Genomic DNA, 17,509 nt, shown 5'->3' on the forward strand with positions numbered 1-17,509 from the left:
GGTCTCAAAACCGTAATGGTACCTTAGCCCACTATTATTATTCCAAGAGGAGGTGACTATATGTACGCTATTATCGAAGTTGGCGGAAAACAGTACAAAGTAGAAGAAGGCATGGAACTTTACACAGAAAAATTAAACGGATATGAGCCTGGTTCCGAAGTTATCCTAGATAAGGTTTTATTCGTAAAAGGGGATTCGGCTAAAGTTGGAAAACCTTATGTGGAAAATGCTAAAGTTGTTGCCGAAGTTGTAGAACACGGAAAAGATAAAAAGGTTTTAGTAGTAAAGTTCCGAGGAAGAAAAAATTACAGAAGAAAAAAAGGACATCGCCAACATTACACAGCTTTAAAAATTAAAAAGATTGAAGCATGATCAATGTAAAATTTAATTTCAAAAAGAATTTTGTTGAAATTAAAGGACATGCTGAATTTGATGAATTTGGAAAAGACATTGTTTGTAGTGCTGTAAGTATTTTAACTCAATTTGTTGCGGAAATAATCAAAAATGAGAATAGTGGAGAATATAAGAAAAAAGATGGATATTTAAAAATCAGCTGGAAAGATAATGAAATATCTGATAAATTGATAAAATATCTACACGATGCACTAAAAAGCATTGAAGAGAGTTATCCTGATAACTTGAAAGTGGAGGTGAATATATAATGAAAATAAATCTTCAACTCTTTTCTTCCAAAAAGAGTGGGGGTACTGCAAGAAACGGAAGAGATAGTAACCCTAAATATCTTGGCGTAAAAAAGAGTGATGGACAAAAAGTTATTCCTGGAAATATAATTGTTAGACAAAGAGGAACTAGATTCCATCCAGGAAACAATGTAGGAATGGGAAAAGATCATACAATATTTGCTAAAATAGAAGGTTATGTAAAGTTTGAAGTCAAAAACAATAGAAAATTAGTAAGTGTTTACCCTGAAAGGTAAGTTGGTGATAGCATGAGCCGTGTAAAAATCTTATCCACGGCAGGAATATTAGGAGCTTTATCTGTACTATTAATGTTTTTAGAATTTCCTATTTTCCCTTTTGCTAATTTTTTAAAGTATGATCCAAGTGCTTTACTAATCATTGCATCATTGTTTTTGTTTGATTGGAAAACAGCTATGTTTTCATTAATAACAAAAGATCTTGTTTTTTATTTTGTAAAATCAGGAGATTTAATTGGAGTTTCAATGGATTTTGTTGCTATTTTTACTTTTATTTCAATTATTGCAATCTTTAGATTAAATATAAATAAATATATTAAATATGTTGTAGCAGCATTTGGTGTTGGAATTGCAATGGTTTTAATGAATATGGCTATTATACCGATATATTTTAAAATGTCTTTTAATGATGCAGCAAAATATTTCGGATTAACTCCATGGACGCTTATTATCACTATAATAAGTTTTAACTTAATAAAATTTATTGCAAATGCAATATTAGGGGACTTGCTATATAAAAGAATTAAAAACTTTTTTTCCTAAGAAAGGAGGACAGCAAAATGGCTTCAATTATGACTCAAAAGAGTTATTTAGCAAAAAATGAAGAAATTGAAAGAAAATGGTATGTAGTTGATGCTACTGGAATGTCATTAGGTAGATTAGCATCTCAAGTTGCTAAAATATTACAAGGAAAACATAAACCAACATATACACCTCATGTTGATACAGGTGATTATGTAATTGTGATAAATGCTGAAAAAATAGTTTTAACAGGTAAAAAATTGACTCAAAAGAAATATTATAGACATACAGGTTATCCTGGAGGAATTAAGGAACAAACAGCTAAAGAAATTTTAGAAAAATATCCTGAAAGGTTAATCGAAAAAGCCGTTAAAGGTATGCTTCCAAGTACTACATTAGGAAGACATATGTTCAAAAAATTAAAGGTTTATTCTGGTTCTAATCACCCTCATGAAGCACAAAAACCAGAAAAGTTGGAATTATAAGGAGGGAATAATACATGGCTGAATTAATAGATTATTACGGTACAGGTAGAAGAAAAGCTTCTATTGCAAGAGTACATTTAAGACCAGGAGAAGGAAAAGTTAGAGTTAATAAAAAAGAATTTGAAAATTTAACTCAATACTTCAATAATAATCCTGTATGGTCTAAACACGCTTTAGAACCTTTAGCAGTTACAGAAAACGAAGGAAAATTCGATTTAGTTATAACTGTAGAAGGCGGCGGAATGAATGGTCAAGCTGGTGCTATTAGATTAGGCATTGCAAGAGCTTTATTACAATTTGATGAAAACTTAAGACCTGTTTTAAGAAAACACGGATTATTAACAAGAGATCCAAGAGAAGTAGAAAGAAAGAAATATGGTTTAAGAAAAGCAAGAAGAGCTCCACAATTCTCAAAGAGATGATTCTTGTTATATATCCAAAATGCTGCATAATAAGGGAACGGTTTTTCCGTTCCCATACTTTTGCTATATGGAGATGAGGGTATTTTGATACCAAAAGAAGTCATAGATGAAATAAACTCAAGATTGAGTATTAAAGATATTGTTGGGAATTATCTTTCCTTAAAAAAAACTGGAAAGAATTACACTGCTTTGTGTCCATTTCATCCTGAAGATACTCCTTCATTTTTTATTTTCCCAGCTACAAACACTTTTCACTGTTTTGGATGTGGAGCTCATGGAGACCCTATTAGCTTTATTCAAAAATACGAACAATTAAATTTTATTGATGCAGTAAAAAAAGCTGCATCATTGGCTGGTATAGATATTTCTCAATATTTAAAACAGAGAGAATTACCTATAGAATTACAGATATTTGAAAATTATCATAAAAAGTATAAAGAAATTCTTTTGAATTTATCAAATTCTCACCCTGCATGGAAGTATTTAAATAATAGAGGAATTACAATAGAATATGCAGATAAATTTGATTTAGGGTTTTCAAATGGTTCTTTAAAATCTTCTATTTTAGATGATTTTGATTTACCTATAACCCTTGGTAATGAATTAGGAATAATTAGAAAAGATGGTAGTGAAATTTTTTCTAATAGAATAATAATTCCAATAAAAGATGATTTTGGAAGAGTTGTTGCTTTTGCAGGAAGATCTATAAATAATGAAAATCCAAAATATTTAAATAGTCCAGAAAATAAATTCTTTCAAAAATCGAATATATTATTTTTATACGATAGATCAAAAAATATTATTAAAAGAGAAAAATATTCTATATTAGTTGAAGGTTATTTTGATGCTATAAACATGCATATTAATGGCTTTGAAAACACAGTAGCTATTCTTGGTTCTGCATTTACATCAAATCATGCCAAAAAATTAATAAAATTAACAGATAAAGTTATTACTATGTTTGATATGGATTCTGCTGGGCAAAATGCAACATTAAAATCTTTAGATTATTTATTATCTTATGGATTCCAAGTAGCTATTGCTCAATACAATTCTAAAGATCCCGATGAATTAATCAGAAAATCTGGATCTAAGGGAATATTAAACACATTAGAAAACTCTAAAAAATTCTATGAATTTATCCCAGAATATTTTAAAGATAAATATAATTTAAATGATGAATTTGGAATAGAACAATATCTTGAAAAAATGGCAGAATGGTATTTAAAGTTTCAACGTTCAAAACATGCTGCTATACTTGATACGTTTATTAAAAGGATTTCTTTAATTCTATTAAAGCCTGAAACTAATATAAAAAAAGCAATTGACAATATATTGAAATATAAGAAATTTAATAAGAAAGTAATTCCTTATATTTCTGCACAAAATGAAGAAGAGTTTTCTAATAAAGAAAAAAAGTATAATGAATTGGATAAACAATTAATATGGTTATGGATTAAACATAAAAAATATAGAAAAAAATTGACAGAAAAACTTTCTTCAAAAGATTTTGAAGGATTAGGGAAAGAATTTCTAGAATATATAGAAAATAAACATGAACTTTCTGAAATTTTAGAACAAGCTAGTGAAGAATTAGTAGATTTAATTAAATTTTCATGGAATTTTGACTATGATTTAGAACCAGAGCGAGTATTTTTAAGTCTAATAGATTCAGTGGAGAGAATAAAAAAAGAGAAAATAGTTAAGGAATTAAGAAAGAAATTAAATAGCACTAATGATCCTAAAGAGAAAAAGGAAATAATGAGAAAAATTTTTGAAATACTCGCTACCCTCAAAAAGCGAGGAGGTGTTTTTAATGGCAGATAAAGACTTAATGAAGGCAATTGAAGACATTGCAGATTTAGAAATAGACAAAGAAGTTGCTACTTCTGAAGAATATGTTACTGTAAAAAAGAAAAAGAAAAGCTATAAGCCACCAAAGCCATTTGAAAAAATTGTAAAAGATTTAGTAAAAAAAGCCAAAAAGAATAATATGGTTCTAACCTATGAAGATATAGATAAGTTATTGCCAACAGAATTAGATACTGAATTAATAGAAAGAATATATGAAGCGTTAGATAAAGAAGGCATAGTGATTGATGATGGAAATCAATTAGATGATGACAGCATTCAAGAAATTGAAGATATGATTGAATCTGATGGAGCTGCTACAATTGAATTAATGGATTATTTAGAAGATGGTGAAACACAGGTATTTGATAATATGTCTTTAAAAGATCCTATAAAAGTTTATTTAAAAGAAATTGGTAAAATTAAATTATTAACGCCCCAAAGGGAAAAAAGGTTGGCTAAAAGAGCTCATGAAGGCAACAAAAAAGCAAGAGATGAATTAATAAGAGCTAACTTAAGATTGGTTATCTCTATCGCAAAAAAATATGTTGGAAGAGGTTTATCATTCCTTGATTTAATCCAAGAAGGAAATATTGGTCTTATTAAAGCAGTAAATAAATTTGACTATAAAAAAGGATTTAAATTTAGCACATATGCAACCTGGTGGATAAGACAGGCTATTACAAGAGCTATTGCTGATCAAGCAAGAACTATAAGAATTCCTGTTCATATGGTTGAAACTATAAATAAATTCAATAAAATAATAAGAGAATACCTTCAAGAATATGGAGAATATCCTTCTCCTGAAAAATTAGCAGAATTAACTGGAAAACCTATAGAAAAAGTAAATGAAATATTGCTTACTGCAAGAGAAACTATTTCTGCAGATTCTCCGCTTGGTTCATCTGATGAAGATGATTCAACTATTGGAGATTTTATAGCAGATGATTCATTAGACAAACCTTCTGAAGTTGCTATGAAAATGTTATTAAGGGAAGAATTAGAAAAGATATTAGATACATTACAACCTAGAGAAGCTATGGTGTTAAAAATGAGATATGGCCTTCTTGATGGGAAAGTTAAAACATTAGAAGAAGTTGGTCAATATTTTAATGTAACCAGAGAAAGAATTAGACAAATAGAAGTAAAAGCTTTAAGAAAATTAAGACACCCAAGCAGAAGTGCTCAATTAAAAGAATTAAGTTCCATGTTAGGTAAAGAATTATAATCGGAGGATTAATATGGAAGAAAAAGTTTTTAATATAAAAAAAAGTGAATATGTTATTCCAGAATTTTTCAAAGAAGAACTTGACGAAGAACAGTTAAAAGCGGTTACCAATTCTAACGGAAGGTCTCTTATAATAGCTGGCCCGGGTTCTGGGAAAACCCGGGTTATTACATATAAAATAGCTTATTTGTTATCTCAAGGAATAAAACCGGAAAATATTCTACTTGTTACTTTTACAAGAGCTTCTGCTAGAGAAATGATAGAAAGGGTTAGAAACGTTACTAATATAGACACTTCCCCATTAACCGCCGGAACATTCCATCACGTGTGTAATATGCTTTTAAGACGATATGCTAAAGTTCTCGGTTACGAAAATAATTTCTCCATTCTTGATTCCGAAGATGCTAAAGATTTAATGAGAATTGCTAAAAATGAATATAAGGGAAACTTAACTAAAGAAGAAGCTAAACAAATACCAAATGAAGGTGTTATTCTAAAAATTGTAGGATATGCAGCAAATACTTTAAAATCATTAAGAGAAGCTATTTTAGATATTGCTTCATATTTAATAGATTATGAAGAAGACATAGAAAAAATTTATATGAATTATTTAGAATTAAAACAAAAAATAAATGCTATGGATTATGATGATATGTTAGTAAACACATTACGTCTTTTAGAAAATAATGAAGATATTAGAAATCATATTGCTTCTAAATATAAATGGGTATTGGTTGATGAGTTTCAGGATACCAGTTTAGTTCAATTGAGAATAGTTGAATTTTTATCCAGTGTTCATAAAAATCTAATTGTAGTCGGTGATGATTCTCAAAGTATATATTCATTTAGAGGATCAAGATTTGAAAATGTTGAGGATTTCCAAAATCACGATAATGTGAAATTATTTAAAATTCAAACAAACTATAGAAGTACTCCAGAAATTGTAGAATTAGAAAATTATTTAATTCCTACACATTCTATACCAAAGAAACTTAAACCTTATAGATCATCTTTTGATATTAAACCAAAAATTGTAAAAACATATGATGAATTAGAACAGGCAGAATTTGTTGTTCAATTAATAGAAAATAAATTCGATGAAGGCATTTCACCAGAGGATATTGCTATATTATATCGTTCTCACAGTTTATCTATGACATTACAACAAAAGCTCGATGCAAATAAAATATCATATAAATTATTATCAGGTAAGAGATTTATTGAAACAAGACATATTAAAGATATTATGGCATTTTTGAAAATAATAAATAATCCTTTTGATAACATATCTTGGTCAAGAGTATTAAAATTATTTCCTGGAATCGGTCAAAAAACAATGACGAAAATCACAAATGAATTTTATGCTAATTTGATGGAATATACTACACCATATGATGCATTTGAACATATTAACTTAAAGAAATATCCTAAATTAAAAGACATTATATTATACTTATATGAAAATGAAACAGAAAACCCACAAGATTTAATTGATTATGTTTATCTGGAATTCTATAGAGAATATCTTGAATTAAATTTTAAAGACGCTTATTCAAGAAAATTAGATGTTGAAAGACTATCAGAAATTGCTTCAAGGTATGAAACTCTTGATAAATTCCTTGAAGAATTGGCTTTAAGTGAAAACATTGAAATTCAAGGTGCAGAAAAAGACAGAAATGTGGAAAAAGTAACTTTAACCACGGTTCATGGTGCAAAAGGGCTTGAATGGAAAGTTGTAATAATAATTTCAGTAAATCCTGGTGATTTTCCTAATGGTATGGCTTTGAAAGAAAAGAAATTAGACGAAGAAGAAAGACTTTTCTATGTTGCAGTAACAAGAGCTAAGGATGAATTATATATTGTAAAACAATTAACTGGCACTGCTAAACCTTATTATGGTAATTCATTTTATATGAGGCAAAAACTTCCAGATTTTACGGATAAAATACCAAATAGACTTGTCGAATATTGGAAAATTGGATATACAGAATAGCTCCTCAAATTTTGAGGAGCTATTAATTCATTCAAGAACATAAAATGCTTTTTATCTCCAAACACTAACATACTTTTCTAGGGTAGCATGTAATTTTTTGTGTAAATACCTCTTCTTGGATGGTAATAAATTAATTAAATTAGATTATTATTTTTAAATTATTTTCATATGAATTATCGTCTATATTGTAATATGCTTTAATAGTAATTTTCAGAAGTTTTTGATGTGGATTTTTAAAAACAAACACCTTTTTGCAATTTTCACTGCAAGATTTAACATTATTAAATTAAGAATATATTTTTGGCGTTAGTTTTTAGCATTTAGTTTTATGTATTATTGATTATTACAGATTTTGGAATTTAGTTGTATTAAGAATTATAGACGTATTTTGTGATTCTTTCTTTGAAAAAGATGGATAGTTCGTTTAGGACTTTACTCCAGTTTCTATATCGAGCTGTCCATCTTTTTGTTGCATCTATTGTTGCTAAATATAATATTTTTAATAATGCATCATCATTTGGAAAAGATGTTTTATTTTTAGTCACTTTTCTATATTGCCTATTCAATGATTCTATTACATTTGTTGTATACATTATTTTTCTTACTTCATCACCATAATCAAAATATGGAGATATTGTTTCCCAATGTTTTTCCCAGCTTTCTAATGCCAATTTGTATTTTGTCCATTTGTTTTCTTTTAAATCTTGTAGATTTGAATAGGCTATATTTTTATTCGGTGCTTTATATACTTTTTTTAAATCATTTACAAGTTCTTTTCTATCTTTGTAATTAACATATTTTAATGTATTTCTTATTTGATGTATTATACATCTTTGTACTACAGTATCAGGAAATGCTGCTTTAATTGCTTGTGGAAATCCAGTTAATCCATCTACTGAAGCTATTAATATATCTTTAACTCCTCTATTTTTTAAATCATTTAATACTCTTAACCAGAATTTTGATGATTCTATTTCACCTATATATATACCAAGAACTTCTTTAAATCCATCAATATTTACACCTATTACAACATATGCAGTCTTTTTAATTATCTCACCATCATCTTTTACTTTAAATACTATTCCATCCATGAAAACAAAAGTGTATATCTCTTCTAATGGTCTGCTTTGCCATTCTCTAATTTCTGGTAATATCTTATTAGTAATTTTACTTATCATTTCAGCTGATAATTCTACACCATATATATCTTCAACATTCCTAACTATATCTTTCGTACTTAATCCCAAACCATACATTCCTATTATTCTACTTTCAATATCTGAAATATCTCTTTTATATTTTGGTATTATTTTCGGTTCATATTCACCCTTTCTATCTCTGGGTATTTTCAATTCCATCTCACCCATGCTTGATCTTACCTTTTTTGAGCTGTATCCATTTCTGGAGTTATCCGTTTCTTTATTTTCCTTATCGTATTTCTCATATCCTAATTCATCTTCTAATTCTGCTTCTAACATTTCTTGTATTATTGGTCCCATCAATTCTTTTATCTTGTCATATACGTCTTTCATTGTGTTTACTTCTGGATCCCTTGCTATTAACTTTGCTAACTTTTCAATGTTACTTTCTTCTTTTTTCTTTCTCTTTGCCATTTTAAAAACCCCCTTCTTGGTTTTATTTTACCATACCAAGAAGAGGGTTACCTATTTTCTCTACTTTTTATTTACACAAAATTTTTTATGGTCTCTTTTCTAGTGATTTTTTAAAAATTATGAATGGAGGTTTCCAAAATCACATAGATTTAATTTTGAATGAAGCCGAGTATGGATGCGGTTCTGAACGGAAATCGAGAATGATTAATTTTTTCAGTTTAGCAATCACGTGTTTAAATAAGTTTTTTTGTACTTTGACTATAGACTAACTTCCCTTTTCAGGGAATTTTAATTTTATTTGTAATATTATATTTTTTCAATCATATAATCATCAATATTTCTTTTGTCAGAGTTTATATTTATTCCTATTATATATATTTCTTTTTCATTATTTTTACTCATATATTTTTCATAATATTTCTTTTCTTTTATTTGGTTTATCGCTTCTTTTGCACTTTTGTCTAATTTTATTTCAAATATATATATTTTATTATTATGTTCTAATACTAAGTCACTTCTTCCAAGATTTGTTAATTCTTCTGCTGTTACGTTTAATCCTGCTGAGGCTAATATTGTATATATTAATGAATGATAATAACTTTCTCTTTTTTGATGTAAGTTATATGGTATTGCACTTATTATCCTTTTTATTTCTTCTATTATTTCTTCTATTTTATTTCTTGATAATAATTTCCATATTGCTTTATTTAATTCCTTTATCTTATCATTTTCTAAATTATAATTTGCTTCTAATATTAATTTTGAGAAACTATTTTTTACTTCAAGGTTCGGATAATCTAATATATACTCTTCTTCAAGTCCATATTTTTCTTTTCCTTTAAAGGTTAAATATCCTGCTTGTGCAAAGAATATATTCGCATTCGCATCTTCTATTTCTCTTGTTGTAAAGTCTAATGAATTTACTGTGTATTTTACTAAATCTTCGTATTCTATTTTTCTTCCTTTTACATATTCATATATAAATGATGGTGATCCACTTTCAAACCAGTAATTTTGAAATTTCTTTTTTTGGAAGAATTTTAATATTGAAAATGGATTATATACAAAGTGTTCTCCATCAAATGAGAATCCATTATAATATTTTTTCATTTCTTGTAATAGTTCTTTTTCTGTTACTTTTAATTTTTTTGCTGTTTCTTTTATATATTCTTTAAAGTAACTTTCTAACTCTTCTTGTGTATAACCTAACATTTGTGAATAGTCATTGTCTAATGATATATCATTTAGATTGTTTAACGCAGAGAATACTCCCGTTTTGGTGAATTTCGTTATTCCTGTTATGAATACGAATTTTATGTATTCATCTTTTGTTTTTACTTTTTTATAGAATTCTCTTAAGAATCCTCTTATTTTTTCTGCTTCTTTTTTATTGTTTATATGCTCTAATATTGGTGATTCATATTCATCTATTAATATTACTACTTTCTCATTATATTTTTTATTTAAACTTTCTATTAAATTACCAAATTTTGTTGGAATATTATTTTTTATTACTGGTATTTCTTCATTTATATATATTTTATTTATTACTTCGTCTAAAGATTCTATAAAAGTTTCATATGTTGTTAAGGTATTATCAGACATATCAAATTTTATTATTGGATATTCTTTAAATTCCCATTTGTCATATATATATGTATTTTTAAATAATTCTTTTTCTCCTTTGAATATGTAATATAATGTCGATATTGTTAAACTTTTTCCAAATCTCCTTGGTCGAGATAGAAATATTGGCACTTCTGAACTTATTAAATCAAATATATATTTTGTTTTATCTACATATATATAATTTCCTTCTATTATTTTTTTATAATCCTGTATTCCGATAGGCAATTTTTTCATTGTTTCCACCTCCGGTTCAATTATACCATATAAGAAATAATAAACATTATCATAAAAAATAAAGTGCCTGATCTTTAATCAAAATCAGACACTTTATTAATAAATTTTAATAAATTATATTTTCTATAAAAATTTTTAAAGTATTAAATTCTCCTGACTTTGACACAAAAATGGCGATTTTTGGGTAAATAGGACGGTAGAATGCGGGTTTGAGGTGCGTATTTTTCAGGAAGTCGAAAAAATGTGTGGCTAACTTTTGTTACATATAATTAACTATACATATTGTTATTTAGCTTCTTTTAGTGGTATAATATATATGACAACCACTAAAAGGGGATGATTATAATGTATCCTAAAATATCAAAAGTTAAAGGTAAGAGATATTTAAGGATAATGGAAAGTGTAAGAGAAGGTAAGAAGGTTAAACAAAAGACAGTGGTAAATTTTGGAAATGTTGATAATTACACTAAAAAAGATATAATTAAACTTGTAGATAGTTTGTTAAGGATATTTGAAATAGAAGGATACGAAAAAATAGATGATGATTTAATGGAAGAAATAGCAAGAAAGAATTACGGAATACGATTAATAGTAAATAAGATATTTGACAGATATGAAATGAAAAGATATTTTGAGAAGATGAATACAACATATGATGTAGAAGAGATGTTAAAAATAATGGTAATGAATAGAATAATAGAACCGAGGAGTAAATTAGGAATATTTAATAATTTAGAATATTTAGGATATACACCAGTAGAAGTTAGTGAAGGAAAAGAATTAGAAAAAGATGAAGTTATGTTGCATTGGTTGTATAGAACATTAGATGTATTAGCAGAAAATAAAGAAGGTATAGAAAAACATTTGTATAATCAAAGAATAAGTTTGTTTAATACAACAGTAGATTTAGTATTTTACGATGTAACTACATTAGCCTTTGAAACACAACAAACAAATGAGATATTACAAATGGGATATTCAAAAGATAAGAAATTTAATGAATCACAAATAGTATTAGGTATGTCAATAGATCAAGATAAAATGCCAGTGAGTTTTGATATATATCCAGGTAATACATTTGAAGGACATACATTTAAAGATGCAGTTGAAACAATGAAAAAAGAATATCAATTAGGAAAAGTAATAGTAGTATCAGATAGAGGAATGATGAGTAAAAAAAATATAGAAGTAGTAGAAAATTCCAATTATGAATTCATAGTAGGTAAATCAATTAAACAATTAAAAAAAGTAAATATATTTGATGGAGAATTCATAGAAATAGCAAAAGGAATAAAATATAGAGAAGTTCAATACGATAATAATAGATTACTCATAATATATTCAGAAGAAAGAGCTAAAAAAGATAGAGCAGATAGACTTAGATTAATTGAAAAAGCAAAGAAAATGCTTGAAAATAATAATGTAGATTCAATGAATAAAAGAGGAGCTAAAAAATATTTAAAAGAAGAAAATAAACAGAATTATATATTAGATAATGAAAAAATAAAAAATGATGAAAAATACGATGGATATTATGGAATAATGACAAATACTAAATTAAATCCAAAACAAATATTAGAACAGTATCATACATTATGGAAAGTAGAAGAAACATTGGTAGCATGTAATTTTTTGTGTAAATACCTCTTCTTGGATGGTAATAAATTAATTAAATTGGATTATAATTGGTAGCATGTAATTTTTTGTGTAAATACCTCTTCTTGGATGGTAATAAATTAATTAAATTAGATTATTATTTTTAAATTATTTTCATATGAATTATCGTCTATATTGTAATATGCTTTAATAGTAATTTTCAGAAGTTTTTGATGTGGATTTTTAAAAACAAACACCTTTTTGCAATTTTCACTGCAAGATTTAACATTATTAAATTAAGAATATATTTTTGGCGTTAGTTTTTAGCATTTAGTTTTATGTATTATTGATTATTACAGATTTTGGAATTTAGTTGTATTAAGAATTATAGACGTATTTTGTGATTCTTTCTTTGAAAAAGATGGATAGTTCGTTTAGGACTTTACTCCAGTTTCTATATCGAGCTGTCCATCTTTTTGTTGCATCTATTGTTGCTAAATATAATATTTTTAATAATGCATCATCATTTGGAAAAGATGTTTTATTTTTAGTCACTTTTCTATATTGCCTATTCAATGATTCTATTACATTTGTTGTATACATTATTTTTCTTACTTCATCACCATAATCAAAATATGGAGATATTGTTTCCCAATGTTTTTCCCAGCTTTCTAATGCCAATTTGTATTTTGTCCATTTGTTTTCTTTTAAATCTTGTAGATTTGAATAGGCTATATTTTTATTCGGTGCTTTATATACTTTTTTTAAATCATTTACAAGTTCTTTTCTATCTTTGTAATTAACATATTTTAATGTATTTCTTATTTGATGTATTATACATCTTTGTACTACAGTATCAGGAAATGCTGCTTTAATTGCTTGTGGAAATCCAGTTAATCCATCTACTGAAGCTATTAATATATCTTTAACTCCTCTATTTTTTAAATCATTTAATACTCTTAACCAGAATTTTGATGATTCTATTTCACCTATATATATACCAAGAACTTCTTTAAATCCATCAATATTTACACCTATTACAACATATGCAGTCTTTTTAATTATCTCACCATCATCTTTTACTTTAAATACTATTCCATCCATGAAAACAAAAGTGTATATCTCTTCTAATGGTCTGCTTTGCCATTCTCTAATTTCTGGTAATATCTTATTAGTAATTTTACTTATCATTTCAGCTGATAATTCTACACCATATATATCTTCAACATTCCTAACTATATCTTTCGTACTTAATCCCAAACCATACATTCCTATTATTCTACTTTCAATATCTGAAATATCTCTTTTATATTTTGGTATTATTTTCGGTTCATATTCACCCTTTCTATCTCTGGGTATTTTCAATTCCATCTCACCCATGCTTGATCTTACCTTTTTTGAGCTGTATCCATTTCTGGAGTTATCCGTTTCTTTATTTTCCTTATCGTATTTCTCATATCCTAATTCATCTTCTAATTCTGCTTCTAACATTTCTTGTATTATTGGTCCCATCAATTCTTTTATCTTGTCATATACGTCTTTCATTGTGTTTACTTCTGGATCCCTTGCTATTAACTTTGCTAACTTTTCAATGTTACTTTCTTCTTTTTTCTTTCTCTTTGCCATTTTAAAAACCCCCTTCTTGGTTTTATTTTACCATACCAAGAAGAGGGTTACCTATTTTCTCTACTTTTTATTTACACAAAATTTTTTATGGTCTCTTATAATTCTTAAATTATTTTCATATGAATTATCGTCTATATTATAATATGCTTTAATAGTAATTTCTAGAAGTTTTTAATGTGAGTTTTTGAAAACAAACACCTTTTTGCAATTTTCACTGCAAGATTTAACATTATTAAATTAAGAATATATTTTTGGCGTTAGTTTTTAGCATTTAGTTTTATGTATTATTGATTATTACAGATTTTGGAATTTAGTTGTATTAAGAATTATAGACGTATTTTGTGATTCTTTCTTTGAAAAAGATGGATAGTTCGTTTAGGACTTTACTCCAGTTTCTATATCGAGCTGTCCATCTTTTTGTTGCATCTATTGTTGCTAAATATAATATTTTTAATAATGCATCATCATTTGGAAAAGATGTTTTATTTTTAGTCACTTTTCTATATTGCCTATTCAATGATTCTATTACATTTGTTGTGTACATTATTTTTCTTACTTCATCACCATAATCAAAATATGGAGATATTGTTTCCCAATGTTTTTCCCAGCTTTCTAATGCCAATTTGTATTTTGTCCATTTGTTTTCTTTTAAATCTTGTAGGTTTGAATAAGCTATATCTTTATTGGGTGCTTTATATACTTTTTTTAAATCATTTACAAGTTCTTTTCTATCTTTGTAATTAACATATTTTAATGTATTTCTTATTTGATGTATTATACATCTTTGTACTACAGTATCAGGAAATGCTGCTTTAATTGCTTGTGGGAATCCTGTTAATCCATCTACTGAAGCTATTAATATATCTTTAACTCCTCTATTTTTTAAATCATTTAATACTCTTAACCAGAATTTTGATGATTCTATTTCACCTATATATATACCAAGAACTTCTTTAAATCCATCAATATTTACACCTATTACAACATATGCAGTCTTTTTAATTATCTCACCATCATCTTTTACTTTAAATACTATTCCATCCATGAAAACAAAAGTGTATATCTCTTCTAATGGTCTGCTTTGCCATTCTCTAATTTCTGGTAATATCTTATTAGTAATTTTACTTATCATTTCAGCTGATAATTCTACACCATATATATCTTCAACATTCCTAACTATATCTTTCGTACTTAATCCCAAACCATACATTCCTATTATTCTACTTTCAATATCTGAAATATCTCTTTTATATTTTGGTATTATTTTCGGTTCATATTCACCCTTTCTATCTCTGGGTATTTTCAATTCCATCTCACCCATGCTTGATCTTACCTTTTTTGAGCTGTATCCATTTCTGGAGTTATCCGTTTCTTTATTTTCCTTATCGTATTTCTCATATCCTAATTCATCTTCTAATTCCGCTTCTAACATTTCTTGTATTATTGGTCCCATCAATTCTTTTATCTTGTCATATACGTCTTTCATTGTGTTTACTTCAGGATCTCTTGCTATTAACTTTGCTAATTTTTCAATGTTACTTTCTTCTTTTTTCTTTCTCTTTGCCATTTAAAATACCCCCTTCTTGGTTTTATTTTACCATACCAAGAAGAGGGTTACCTATTTTTTCTACTTTTTATTTACACAAAATTTTTTATGGTCTCGAAACATTTAGAACATTAAAAAATTATCTAGAAACAAGACCTATATTTCATTGGACTCCTAAAAGAATAAAAGGTCATATAGTAATGAGTTTCATATCTTACATAATGCAAAGAACATTAGAATTAGAACTAGAAAAAAATAACATTGATTATTCACATGAAAAAATTAGAGAGACTATTAAAAATATGGAATATTCAGAAGTAAGATTAAAAGACAAATTATTTGCATTAAGAGCCAATTTAAATGAATTTCAAAAATCAATATTAAAAATATTAGAAATAGAAAAACCTAAAAAAATGATGGATTTAGATGAATTTAAAGAAAAATACTTCTAAAATACGCATGAATAGCTAAAAAGAGGGAGGTGTGTGGCTAATTTCTCTTTTTACAAAAAGTTAACAATCGCTGTTTTTCTTATTATTTCTCTTTTTGAGAATTTGAGTTACAAAAGTAGTGTCAAACTCAGGAAAATAAAGTGCCTGATCTTTAATCAAAATCAGACACTTTATTAATAAATTTTAATAAATTATATTTTCTATAAAAATTTTTAAAGTATTAAATTCTTCTTCTAAGGTTGGCATTTGTATTTTCCATATTGGTTCTTTTTCAAAAATTTCCGCTTTAGTTTTATATATTATTTTATTATCAGGATTTAATATAATTATTGTATGAGGGTAAAATAACTTCATTTTTTCTTGGATAATTTCATATTCATTTATTCCTTTAATTAAAGTAACTTCTAAATTAGAATATTCTTTTTCAATAATTTCTTTTATATTATCTTTTTCTTCTTTATTTACTAAGAGTAAAATTTTAACTTCTAATTTATCAGAAACATTATCATTTAAATATCTAAATATCTTATTATATTCTTTATTCAATGGTACAAATAGTATTATTTCCCACTTTTTATTATTTTTTATTTCTATTTTTTTATCTGCAAAATTTATATTTTCAGGAAATTCATAACCAACATTGCCAATTATATTTTCACTTGTTTTATCTAAAACAACTTTTTCTCCATTTTCTGAAACTTCTGCTATTTCATAGTTTTCTCCATTTATATTAATATACTTTTTAAATATTTCATTACTTTCGTATTTGTTATCTGAATTTAAATCTATACCTAATACTATATTTTCTAAATCATATATTCCATCTGAATTTGTGTCTGCGATAAACATTCTATATTTTCTCTTATTAATATTAATATAACCTTCTTTTCTTGTTATTCCATAATATCCAAATTTATCTAAAAAATATTCTAATACAATAGTATATTCATAATTTTGGCCTTCAAAGTTATAATTAATTGTTGTAAAATCATATATTTTATTATCCATACTTTCAAATATATAGTTATCTGTATAATCATCTGTCAAATTTTTATTATTATTAGAATCTACAATAATAACTCTTTTATTATTCTTTATACCTGTAATTAGATTAAAATAGCTATTACCAATGTAAATTTTACCAAATTGAATCTTTTCAAGATTTGGATATACTAAAATTTCCAACGGCTTTTGATATAATACTATTGGCTTAAATAATGTCTGCATCATACCAATTTTTGTTTGACTTAAATTAACAGTAATAGACGCATAAACAAACACAGGCAACAATAATAAAATAATAAGTAACTTCTTCATCCTATCACCCCCGTTATTAATTATAAAAATCACAATATACTTTAATTATAGATAA

At 26.5% G+C, this 17,509-nt stretch carries 14 protein-coding genes and 2 pseudogenes; 11 read left to right on the top strand and 5 right to left on the bottom strand.

Annotated elements, in window-relative coordinates; genetic code table 11:
• The first annotated feature begins 60 nt into the window (after positions 1 to 60).
• The 9 genes from rplU to ACZ5CK_RS08095 all read left to right on the top strand — a co-directional run bounded on the left by rplU (position 61) and on the right by ACZ5CK_RS08095 (position 7,438).
• The gene (gene rplU / locus ACZ5CK_RS08055; RefSeq protein ID WP_464581312.1) at positions 61 to 372 is read left to right on the top strand and encodes a 50S ribosomal protein L21; all 312 of its coding nucleotides are present in this window, start codon (positions 61 to 63) and stop codon (positions 370 to 372) included.
• Positions 369 to 662, top strand: a complete 294-nt coding sequence (locus ACZ5CK_RS08060; protein WP_464581313.1) for a ribosomal-processing cysteine protease Prp — start codon at positions 369 to 371, stop codon at positions 660 to 662. Before rplU ends, ACZ5CK_RS08060 begins: the two co-directional genes overlap by 4 nt.
• A complete protein-coding gene (rpmA, locus tag ACZ5CK_RS08065; RefSeq protein WP_464582981.1) occupies positions 659 to 937 on the top strand; it encodes a 50S ribosomal protein L27 in 279 nt (92 codons plus the stop codon). The genes ACZ5CK_RS08060 and rpmA overlap by 4 nt, the downstream gene beginning before the upstream one ends.
• Positions 938 to 949: 12 nt before the next feature.
• Positions 950 to 1,480, top strand: coding sequence for an ECF transporter S component (locus tag ACZ5CK_RS08070; protein ID WP_464581314.1), 531 nt, complete (start codon positions 950 to 952; stop codon positions 1,478 to 1,480).
• Positions 1,481 to 1,497: 17 nt separating this feature from the next.
• Entirely contained in the window at positions 1,498 to 1,944 is a 447-nt protein-coding gene (rplM, locus tag ACZ5CK_RS08075) for a 50S ribosomal protein L13 (RefSeq protein ID WP_464581315.1), read from the top strand.
• 14 nt (positions 1,945 to 1,958) lie between these two features.
• Positions 1,959 to 2,366 carry a 30S ribosomal protein S9 gene (gene rpsI, locus ACZ5CK_RS08080; protein WP_464581316.1) on the top strand — a complete coding sequence of 136 codons (408 nt, stop codon included), beginning with the start codon at positions 1,959 to 1,961 and terminating at the stop codon, positions 2,364 to 2,366.
• A gap of 84 nt (positions 2,367 to 2,450) precedes the next feature.
• Positions 2,451 to 4,193, top strand: a complete 1,743-nt coding sequence (gene dnaG / locus ACZ5CK_RS08085) for a DNA primase (protein ID WP_464581317.1) — start codon at positions 2,451 to 2,453, stop codon at positions 4,191 to 4,193.
• Complete coding sequence (rpoD, locus tag ACZ5CK_RS08090) at positions 4,183 to 5,445, top strand: RNA polymerase sigma factor RpoD (RefSeq protein WP_464581318.1); 1,263 nt, start codon at positions 4,183 to 4,185, stop codon at positions 5,443 to 5,445. The genes dnaG and rpoD overlap by 11 nt, the downstream gene beginning before the upstream one ends.
• 13 nt (positions 5,446 to 5,458) lie before the next feature.
• A complete protein-coding gene (locus ACZ5CK_RS08095; RefSeq protein ID WP_464581319.1) occupies positions 5,459 to 7,438 on the top strand; it encodes an ATP-dependent helicase in 1,980 nt (659 codons plus the stop codon).
• 368 nt (positions 7,439 to 7,806) lie between these two features.
• On the opposite strand, the gene ACZ5CK_RS08100 is transcribed toward ACZ5CK_RS08095, so the two are convergent.
• The gene (locus tag ACZ5CK_RS08100) at positions 7,807 to 9,054 is read right to left on the bottom strand and encodes an IS256 family transposase (protein ID WP_464581320.1); all 1,248 of its coding nucleotides are present in this window, start codon (positions 9,052 to 9,054) and stop codon (positions 7,807 to 7,809) included.
• A gap of 306 nt (positions 9,055 to 9,360) precedes the next feature.
• A complete protein-coding gene (locus ACZ5CK_RS08105) occupies positions 9,361 to 10,917 on the bottom strand; it encodes an ATP-binding protein (protein WP_464581321.1) in 1,557 nt (518 codons plus the stop codon).
• Between the two features lie 345 nt (positions 10,918 to 11,262).
• On the opposite strand from ACZ5CK_RS08105, the pseudogene ACZ5CK_RS08110 reads away from it, so the two are divergent.
• Positions 11,263 to 12,531: pseudogene (locus ACZ5CK_RS08110) on the top strand (IS1634 family transposase); the annotation flags it as partial.
• 360 nt (positions 12,532 to 12,891) lie between these two features.
• On the opposite strand, the gene ACZ5CK_RS08115 reads toward ACZ5CK_RS08110, so the two are convergent.
• Together ACZ5CK_RS08115 and ACZ5CK_RS08120 are read right to left on the bottom strand one after the other, a co-directional pair.
• Positions 12,892 to 14,139 carry an IS256 family transposase gene (locus ACZ5CK_RS08115; protein WP_464581320.1) on the bottom strand — a complete coding sequence of 416 codons (1,248 nt, stop codon included), beginning with the start codon at positions 14,137 to 14,139 and terminating at the stop codon, positions 12,892 to 12,894.
• A gap of 319 nt (positions 14,140 to 14,458) precedes the next feature.
• Positions 14,459 to 15,706, bottom strand: a complete 1,248-nt coding sequence (locus ACZ5CK_RS08120) for an IS256 family transposase (protein ID WP_464581024.1) — start codon at positions 15,704 to 15,706, stop codon at positions 14,459 to 14,461.
• Positions 15,707 to 15,798: 92 nt separating this feature from the next.
• Between ACZ5CK_RS08120 and ACZ5CK_RS08125 the strand changes: the two are divergent.
• Positions 15,799 to 16,137: pseudogene (locus tag ACZ5CK_RS08125) on the top strand (IS1634 family transposase); the annotation flags it as partial.
• Between the two features lie 183 nt (positions 16,138 to 16,320).
• Here ACZ5CK_RS08125 and ACZ5CK_RS08130 read toward each other — a convergent pair.
• Positions 16,321 to 17,454 (bottom strand): hypothetical protein, encoded by a 1,134-nt coding sequence (locus tag ACZ5CK_RS08130; RefSeq protein ID WP_464581322.1) that lies wholly within the window; start codon positions 17,452 to 17,454, stop codon positions 16,321 to 16,323.
• Positions 17,455 to 17,509: the final 55 nt, after the last annotated feature.

It is taken from the genome of Marinitoga okinawensis, assembly GCF_055387075.1.